At 64.6% G+C, this 632-nt stretch carries 1 protein-coding gene; it reads right to left on the minus strand.

Features of this window, described 5'->3' with window-relative positions; all coding sequences use genetic code 11:
* Positions 1 to 508 (minus strand): MFS transporter (locus JF781_RS28115; RefSeq protein WP_225341375.1); only part of this gene is annotated, 508 nt, incomplete at its 3' end.
* Positions 509 to 632 lie beyond the last annotated feature (124 nt).

A 632-nucleotide genomic window follows, 5' to 3' on the forward strand; every position in this document is an offset into this window, starting at 1 on the left:
CCGCCGTGACCTGAAAGTCAACGGCCACCAGGACCAGTCCGACCAGCGGACCCAACAGGATTCCGGCCTGATAGAAGAGGCTGAACATGGCGAAGGCCTCCACCCGGCGATCTCCGGCGTCAGCGGCCAGATAGGCACGCACCGCCGGGTTGAACAAGGCGCCGGCGAAACCGGTTGCCGCCGCGGCGATAAGCACAGCCGGCAACGAGTGAGCCACCACAAGCAGCGCGAAACCGCCTGTGCGCAACAGACATCCAGCCACGATCAACGGCTTGTAGCCCAGCCGGTCGGCCAGCGTGCCGCCCACGATGAACATGCCCTGCTGGGAGAAATTCCGCACGCCCAGCACCAATCCCACCGCCCAGGCGGCCAGCCCGAGCGGGCCAGCCAGGTACCCCGCCAGATACGGCATCAGCATGTAAAAACCCATGTTGATGCCGAACTGGTTGATCATCAGTACCCGGCTGGGCCCGTCGAATCCGCGAAACCGCGCGATAAAGCCCTTCATCGCGACACCAGTGTGGGGTTGGTGATGGTGGTGGTGCGGGTCCAGGAGGTGATGACGTGTTGGTTGGGGTCGGTGAGGGTGGTGGGCTCGGCGACGGGTTGCCAGTTCAACAGCTGGTGCTCGC

Source organism: Mycobacterium sp. WUMAC-067 (genome assembly GCF_020217485.1).
Taxonomy (GTDB): Bacteria; Actinomycetota; Actinomycetes; order Mycobacteriales; family Mycobacteriaceae; genus Mycobacterium.